Here is a 7,546-nt window from a genome sequence, read left to right as displayed (position 1 = left end):
CAGATTCTTGACCTAAATCCAAAACCACCATTTTTCATTGCGTTAACAATTTTTTGCTTATCATCAACTAGTTCAGGATTCCCTAACCCAATAGACTGACCAATTGGTAAATAAAATTTTGAATAGTCTTGAAAAACTGCACCAATTTTTTTCTATATGCGCTAATATTTAATTTAGTAATAACCATATTATTTAAAGTGATTTTGCCTTGCTGCGGATCATAAAAACGCATAAGCAATTTCACTAAAGTTGATTTTCCAGACCCGTTTTCTCCAACAATCGCAATTCTTTCTCCGCCATGAACATTAAAAGAAACATCCTTCAGGGCATCGATTCTTTGTCCAGGATAGCGAAACGAGACTCCCTCATAAGTGATCGTTTGCACCTCATCAGGAAATGGCAACTTACCAGAATAGTCACTAGCTTCTTTGACATGCATAAAGTCAAAGTACTTTTGCATATATAAAAGCGTGTCATACAATAGACTTGAATTTTCAATGAATGCATAAACACTACTTGAAGTTGCTGTTAATGTCGACACAAAAATCAAAAAGCCACCCGCGGATACTTGTCCTCGCCGAATAACCGTAACCATCCAAATCAAACTGGCAATACTCAAAATCACACTAATGGCCAAAAAAGCGAGTGAAATCCACATTTGCTTCATTCGAACTTTTTTCATCTTAGCATGCATGCCCTTGTAAACTGATTTATAAGCATTAATGAAAAAATCAAACATTCCAAATAGCCGGACCTCTTTGGCATCTTTATTCGTTAGTAATGCCTCACTATAGTACTGAATTTTACGAGCATCGGGGCTACGGGTCACCATCGTTTCAAAAGAGTCTTGTTGAATATGATAGCTGACTAAACTTTGCGGAATTATTGCTAAAAGTAAGATGATCGCAATCCAAAAATTGTATCTAGCAAGCAGAGCCATCATCGAAATAACGGTAATCAATTCACGTAACATGCTGATGCCAAAAACAATCAAGTTAACTGGACGCCAAGAGGCCTCTGAACTAACCAATTGAAGATTGTCATAGAAATCTGCATTTTCAAATAAATTTAATCCATTAATTGATTTTGATTTCTGCATGAGCTGCATGTTAACAAAAGCAATTAATTTATCAGTTAAAATGCCTTGTAGCGAAGTATTGATTGGAATTGCTGCTGAAGAAATGAAAAAGATTATACCCCACCAAATAACAAGACTACCAGACACCCCGCCATGCAATAATTCATCCAGCATCAGTTGTGCGATTTTAATCAAGACCGCAGGCGCCAACGCTTGTATGGGAACTAAAAAGAGTAGCACAGAACTGCTACCCCTAGAAGATTTCCAAAATAAACTAAAACTACGAACATACAATGAAATATAATTTTTAAAATTAGTCAGAGCTTTCAAATAACCGCCTCCCATCCTATTTCCAATTAACAGGTGACACCCACTCACTATACAGGGAGTCAATCTCTTCATCATTTAATGCTGCTCTAGAAACTACTTGATATTTTTCCCTCATTACCAAATTATTATTAAATCGAAGATCCAATTTAGTGAAAGGTGCTACACTCGCAATCTGAAACTCTCTACCTTGTTCGTCATACTCCATAATTTCGAAAGGATCGTTTAACGCGTAATAACGATCCGTCACTGGATCAATATTCTCAGTTAATGAAACGCAGCTAGTACGGTACTTACCTCCATCCACGATTGTATCTGCTCTTAGAGTGTCCATGTAAACTTTTCCATAGAAAATTGGTACTTCTCCTTCAATTCTTTGTTGAATTGAAAAGGTCGTATTTGTTCCCAAACGATAAATGATACCCCTATGTGAACGTATTTCCATATGTCCATTATTAGTTCTAATTTCATGATTTAGCCCAATAAGTGTTCCAGCCGTCATATTTGAACTATCTCCAGAAGTTGCTAAGGACTCGATACTATAGTCAGACGCATATGTAGCCACAAAGCTACAGCTCTTCGGTAAATTGGATTGCTTTTCCAATTGATACTCATGCGCGTCAAATATCTACTTCTTTTCGCTTAAAAATACATCCATACAAAAACTTCCCCAAAAGTTTGATTCCGATTAAGGTCTAATTTTTTTAATCTTAGTTAAAGCTTATTGTAATCAAATTTTAATCGAAGTCAACACTTTTAATGAAAAATTTTTGTTTTCTTTGAGTTAATTTCAACACCTTTACTACGAAGGCCGTTGATGGCTTTAAAATGTATCTGGCAAAATTTAAATTACTCTTCCTTTACAAAATAGCTTGTCAAAAAATCTGCCACACCATCATGATTGTTATCCAAATCGGTTTCTCGGTTAGCCGTTCGTTTGGCTTCAGCAGTCCCATTTGCCATCGCCACGCCAACTCCAGCACTGGCGAGCATTTCCAAATCATTTTGGGCATCCCCAAAAGTCATCAAATTATCACGTGTCCAGCCAAAATGTTTCAACAATACATCTAATGCCGACCCCTTATCAATCCCCGGTTTTAAGAATTCCAAAATCATGGGTTGAGAACGGACAATATGAAATTCTTTCGTTAGTTGTTCCGGCATATTTGCCACAATCTGGTCCAAAACGCCAGGATCCGTGCAAATTACTGCCTTACTATAGGAAGCATCTGGCATTTTTGCAAACGGGATGTGCAAGAAATGCATGTTTCCTCCTAACCGCTTTTCATAACCTGATAAAGGCAAATCATTAATTGGATACACGCCGTTAAAATCTAGAATATCTAATGGATACTGATGCGCAGCACAAAATTCGTGCAAATGCGCAAAATGATCCCGTTTCATGCCATCAGCCATCAATGGTTTCTTATCCACATTGTGAATAACTAGGGAGCCATTGAAATTAACGGAATAATCATTTTCATCCATTAACCCCAGTTGCGTCAGCCAATCCCAAATGGCATTAATTGGCCGTCCAGTACACAGCACGATTGCTTTCCCCTGTTTGTGCAATTGCTTCAAAACTTTGGTATTTGTTTCACTAATTTTCTTCTCTGAATTCAGTAGGGTGTTGTCCAAATCCAGTGCAATCATCTTAATCAATCTAAACTACCTCCTGCTTTCATTGCCAACGGACATGACTTTTCGAAAGTTTGTTAAAGTTCTAAGATTTCGTTTTAGAAAGCCTTTACATTATCCGCCAACTGTTCCATCATATACCTGTACCCAATAATTTGAAAAGAGGCAATATGAATGATTACGATTAAAAACAACAAATTAGAAGTTGAAATAGACCAGCTTGGTGCTCAAGTGACTCACGTGGTGGACGTCAAAGGTAATTTTGATTACATCTGGAATGGTAAAGCTTGGAAACGCCACGCACCAATTTTGTTCCCCTCAATCGGGCGATCAAACGATGATCACTACGTTGTGGATGGTCAAACTTATCCAATGCCTCAACATGGTTTTGCGCGTGATTTACAATGGGAAAATATTCGTAAAGCCGACGACCAAGTGTTACTTCAATTAAAATCTAGTCCCAAAACAAAGGAATACTACCCATTTGATTTCATTTTACAGGTGGACTACAAATTAGTTAGTAACCAATTATTAACAAAATACAGCGTCACCAACAATGACAAACAAACGATGCCTTATGCACTTGGCTCCCATCCGGGTCTCAATATTCCAATTGACGACGATGGTGTGTTTGAAGACTACACTTTGACATTTGGACCACATCCAAAGGAAATTCAACAGTTAGGCATTAACCCCGCTCCATTCCGGGATGGCACAAAAGCCCCATTCAAGGCAGTGGATAGCGATGGTGTTTTGAAATTAGATCACAGTACGTTTGACGATGGGTTAATTATTTTGGATGCCAAAAAGATTGAAACGGTCACTGTCCGTTCTGACCAAACCGCGCATGAAATCAAATTAAATGTGAAACATTTCCCATACATCACACTTTGGACTATGGAAAATGCGACCGAACCTTACCTTTGCATCGAACCATTTGCAGGTCTCCCTGATCAAGCAAGTGATACCCCAACAGATTGGGCTAACAAGAAGGGCAATAACTTCGCCGAACCTGGCGAAACTCAGTCCTTTGAATATGGAATTGAATTTTCATAATCCGCTTTTTACAAACTAAACATGTTAAAATGGGAACAGTGCGATTGATGCGCTGTTCTTTTTATCTTAATTAATCATATAGGGAGTGTTCTCATCAAAAAATTTACTGTTTACCTCATTCGCCATGGCGAAACTTATTTAAATAAATTCGATCGTATGCAAGGCTGGGCTGATGCTCCCCTGACCCCCAAAGGCATTCAAGATGCGCATATGGCCGCTAAAAAAGTGCAAAATGTTCACTTTGATCAAGCTTTTTCCAGTGATCTCACTCGAGCTGTTCATACGGCCAACATCATTTTGAAGGATACGCACAACGATTCGTTGGATGTGACCCAACTCGCAAACATTCGAGAAGCCTTCTTTGGCTACTTTGAAGGCGCCAATGGTCCCGAAACTTGGGATACCATTTGTCGCCCACTGGGATATACCGGCATTGATGATTTCTTGAGCAAACATACCTTTTACGAAGCACGAGATGCCATGCATGCCGCTGATCCGTTTAAAGATGCTGAAGATGCAGAAACCTTTAAAAAGCGAATTTTGACTGGGATTGATCAATTAGCCGAAAAAGCTAATGACGGTGAAAATTTATTGGTCGTTTCGCATATGGATGCCATTCGCAGTCTAATTCAATTGCTGAATCCCCAAATTGATGTTCATTTACCAATCAAAAATGGGAGTCTCAACATCTTGAATTTTACAGATAATCAGGCTGAGGTTGTGGCTTACGACAAGTAGGTCGAACTCCTTTGGGCAAGATGTTTTGCTTCTGTTTCCACTCGTGAGACAATAAAGAAAATTGGAAAGCAGGTGGCAAAATGGCTGAAGAACAGCAAACCGACATGCCCGCATGTTTAATCGAACCTACGGGTAAAGCCAAAGTGGAACAAGACAAACTAAGTCGTATTCATGACGAGTTGGTAAACCGCCAACTTGCAGAATTAGGGATTGCCCCACGAAAGTTATCCGTTAAAAAATCATCATAAGCTTGAAAAACGAGGGCAGGCAAAAAACATAGTTTTTTGCCTGCCCTCTGTATATTTCTTCAAATATTATTTCTAAAATGTTGGAAAAAAGGCAGATTCTTCCGCTTAGCTACGACTAACGAATGATCCAAAGTACGGATCATTCGTTAGTCTAGGCTATGCTCAGAATCTAACCGCCTTTTTGCCCACTCTCCTCATTTTTAATTAGCATTTTTTTGCTTAATCGCCGTATTCACAGCATACAATAACACCAGAATGGCGATTCCCATCAGAATTGTCAAGACTAACAAAGCGTTGCGTGATCCCACAGCCGTTAAATCAGCCTGTGATCCGCCCTTACCTAACTGGCTAGCACCAATTATTGTGGAAACAATTGACGTTCCAACTGCACCCGCAAACTGCTGAATCGTGTTCAAAATGGCATTGCCATCCGTTTGCTGCTCGTTTTTTAAGGTGGACAACCCATTCGTCATGATATTGCCAAAAATCGAACCAACCCCAAACATGTAGATGACATAAATTGCTAAAATGAGGCTATCTTTTATGTTTAAAGCTAAAACTGTAAATAACACCAGGCAAATAAAAACAATTGAGCTACCAAGCATCAATGGTTTTTTCGCGCCAAAATGGTCATAAATTCGACCACTAATTGGTGACATGACTGCGCCTAAAGCAGCACCCGGTAAAACCACTAATCCGGCAATGGTAGATGTTGCCCCATTTACTAATTGCATATAGTTGGGCAAAATAAATGACATTCCCAAAGAAATTAGCTGTAAAGTAAAAAACACAAACACATGGGCTGCAAAAGACGCGTTTCCTAACACACGCAAATCAATGACAGGCTGGTCAATGTGCAAACTGCGATAGACCAAACCAACTAAGCCGGCCAAGCCAATGATAATGGCACCGGCGACTGGCAAACTCATAAAACTCATCCCACCCATATTACTGAATCCAAGAATCAACCCAATAAATGTCATGGCAATCAACAAAATACTGACCGGATCAAATTTCATAGCTTGCGTTGGCCGTTTTTGTTCAATCGTTTTGATCCCTGTTGCTAGCGAAATTAACAGTAGTGGCACTAAGATGATGAACACAAATCGCCAGCCTAAACTCGCAACTACCACCCCACCAAATGTAGGTCCAATTGCAGGCGCAACAGCAGTGATTAAAGTTCCAATACCCATCATCATGCCAATTTTGCTGGTCGGAACTTGATCAATAATAATATTAAACATCAAGGGTAAGGCTATTCCGGTCCCGCAACCTTGTATAATCCTTCCAAGTAATAGGATCGGAAAAATTGGCGCTACCGCATCCATTATTAGGCCAAGCAAGAACAATAGATTAGCTACAATAAACAAAGATTTGGTTTTAAAACGGGTTTTTAAAGCTGACGAGAGCGGTACAATGATTGCCACAGTCAATAAGTATCCCGTTGTCAACCATTGAACCGTACTTGTGGTAATATCAAATTCTTTCATCAAAGTTGGAAAGGTAATGTTCATAGCGGTTTCGACAATCACGCCACTAAAAGACATCAGCCCAGTAGCAATGACCGCGGCAATCACCTGAGGCCGAATTCGTTGATTAGTTTCATTAGTCATATTTTATTTCTCGTGGTCCTTTCCATAATTCTTACCAGCTTCATCGACGGTTAAAAATTGCAAAATCTTTGTAAAATTTTCAAGTTCTTCAGCAGTAAAATTAGCTTCCAAACTAGCTCGTTGAACCTTCATATAGTTTCGATTAATTTGGACAAAGGGTTGTGCCTTTGCTGTTAATTGAATTTGCTTTTGCCGGGCATCATCTTTTGCAACTAGTCGTAAAATTAGTCCCTTTTTTTCCATCCGTTGTAATAAGGTTGTCGCACTGGAACGGCGAATGGCAAATTCATTTTCAATATCGCGTTGAAGACACGTTTGGTTAGGATACTTTCCTAGAAAATCAATAATGGACATCTGGACACCGGTCAACTCATACTCTGCGGCAAACGTGTCGATATGCCGGCTCATGACGTTACTTGCATGTTTAATCAGGCGTCCATACATAGATAAATCCTGTTTCATCAGTTTCATCTCCTCGGCTTCCGTTAGCAGGCTAACGTTTTACATTATAGAACTTTTTTTAACGATTATGCAAGGACAAGTTAAATGAAAGCACAAAAAACTGCAAGTACATTGCATCATTAAAAATGTACTTGCAGTTTTTTACCTTGTGACTAAAGGTTGAAAGCATCAAAGTTATTATATCAGTGTGTTGATTGCAAAGATTAGACTTAGTCTGGAAGCAAATGGGCTCAGTAGTGTCCTTTATCTTAGCAGGTTTCACTTAGATAAAAGCCGAGCTTGGAGACGTGGCTTGCGGCTCCAAGTCGTGCCCACTATTCCGCCTAGTAATGATGATTTTCGTTCCGAAAATCTTTCTTGCTCCAGTCAATGTCGATTCTTGTGGC

General features: G+C 39.3%; 8 protein-coding genes. 3 read left to right on the top strand and 5 right to left on the bottom strand.

The annotated features are described in order from the left end of the window. Window positions 1–82 precede the first annotated feature (82 nt). The 3 genes from DD627_RS01435 to DD627_RS01425 form a co-directional block, all read right to left on the bottom strand. The gene (locus DD627_RS01435) at window positions 83–1,273 is read right to left on the bottom strand and encodes an ATP-binding cassette domain-containing protein (protein ID WP_260274662.1); all 1,191 of its coding nucleotides are present in this window, start codon (window positions 1,271–1,273) and stop codon (window positions 83–85) included. Between the two features lie 151 nt (window positions 1,274–1,424). After that, complete coding sequence (locus tag DD627_RS01430) at window positions 1,425–1,970, bottom strand: hypothetical protein (RefSeq protein ID WP_260274663.1); 546 nt, start codon at window positions 1,968–1,970, stop codon at window positions 1,425–1,427. 284 nt (window positions 1,971–2,254) lie between these two features. After that, on the bottom strand, window positions 2,255–3,058 hold the full coding sequence (locus DD627_RS01425) for a Cof-type HAD-IIB family hydrolase (RefSeq protein WP_311317563.1): 804 nt from the start codon (window positions 3,056–3,058) through the stop codon (window positions 2,255–2,257). A gap of 159 nt (window positions 3,059–3,217) precedes the next feature. On the opposite strand from DD627_RS01425, the gene DD627_RS01420 reads away from it, so the two are divergent. From DD627_RS01420 to DD627_RS01410, 3 genes are all read left to right on the top strand, one after another. Further along, window positions 3,218–4,099, top strand: a complete 882-nt coding sequence (locus DD627_RS01420; RefSeq protein ID WP_260267476.1) for an aldose 1-epimerase family protein — start codon at window positions 3,218–3,220, stop codon at window positions 4,097–4,099. A 63-nt stretch (window positions 4,100–4,162) separates the two neighbouring features. After that, window positions 4,163–4,837, top strand: coding sequence for a histidine phosphatase family protein (locus tag DD627_RS01415; RefSeq protein ID WP_353744023.1), 675 nt, complete (start codon window positions 4,163–4,165; stop codon window positions 4,835–4,837). Window positions 4,838–4,917: 80 nt separating this feature from the next. After that, window positions 4,918–5,085: a hypothetical protein gene (locus tag DD627_RS01410; protein ID WP_186806960.1), complete on the top strand. Its 168-nt coding sequence runs from the start codon at window positions 4,918–4,920 to the stop codon at window positions 5,083–5,085. A 200-nt stretch (window positions 5,086–5,285) separates the two neighbouring features. Here DD627_RS01410 and DD627_RS01405 read toward each other — a convergent pair whose 3' ends face one another. Both DD627_RS01405 and DD627_RS01400 read right to left on the bottom strand, forming a co-directional pair. Then, window positions 5,286–6,698: a DHA2 family efflux MFS transporter permease subunit gene (locus DD627_RS01405; RefSeq protein ID WP_260274664.1), complete on the bottom strand. Its 1,413-nt coding sequence runs from the start codon at window positions 6,696–6,698 to the stop codon at window positions 5,286–5,288. Between the two features lie 3 nt (window positions 6,699–6,701). After that, on the bottom strand, window positions 6,702–7,160 hold the full coding sequence (locus DD627_RS01400) for a MarR family winged helix-turn-helix transcriptional regulator (RefSeq protein ID WP_260267477.1): 459 nt from the start codon (window positions 7,158–7,160) through the stop codon (window positions 6,702–6,704). Window positions 7,161–7,546 lie beyond the last annotated feature (386 nt).

The organism is Pediococcus sp., assembly GCF_003533255.1.
GTDB lineage: Bacteria > Bacillota > Bacilli > Lactobacillales > Lactobacillaceae > Pediococcus > Pediococcus parvulus.
Note: the sequence above shows the minus strand (reverse complement) of the source record. Positions and strands in the feature narration are given on the sequence as shown.

Bases quoted from the DNA above. Each gene is read 5' to 3' on its own strand.
- DD627_RS01420 (WP_260267476.1), top strand. From the start codon at position 3,218: ATGATTACGATTAAAAACAACAAATTAGAAGTTGAAATAGACCAGCTT.
- DD627_RS01400 (WP_260267477.1), bottom strand. From the start codon at position 7,160: ATGAAACAGGATTTATCTATGTATGGACGCCTGATTAAACATGCAAGT.
- DD627_RS01425 (WP_311317563.1), bottom strand. From the start codon at position 3,058: ATGATTGCACTGGATTTGGACAACACCCTACTGAATTCAGAGAAGAAA.
- DD627_RS01405 (WP_260274664.1), bottom strand. From the start codon at position 6,698: ATGACTAATGAAACTAATCAACGAATTCGGCCTCAGGTGATTGCCGCG.
- DD627_RS01410 (WP_186806960.1), top strand. From the start codon at position 4,918: ATGGCTGAAGAACAGCAAACCGACATGCCCGCATGTTTAATCGAACCT.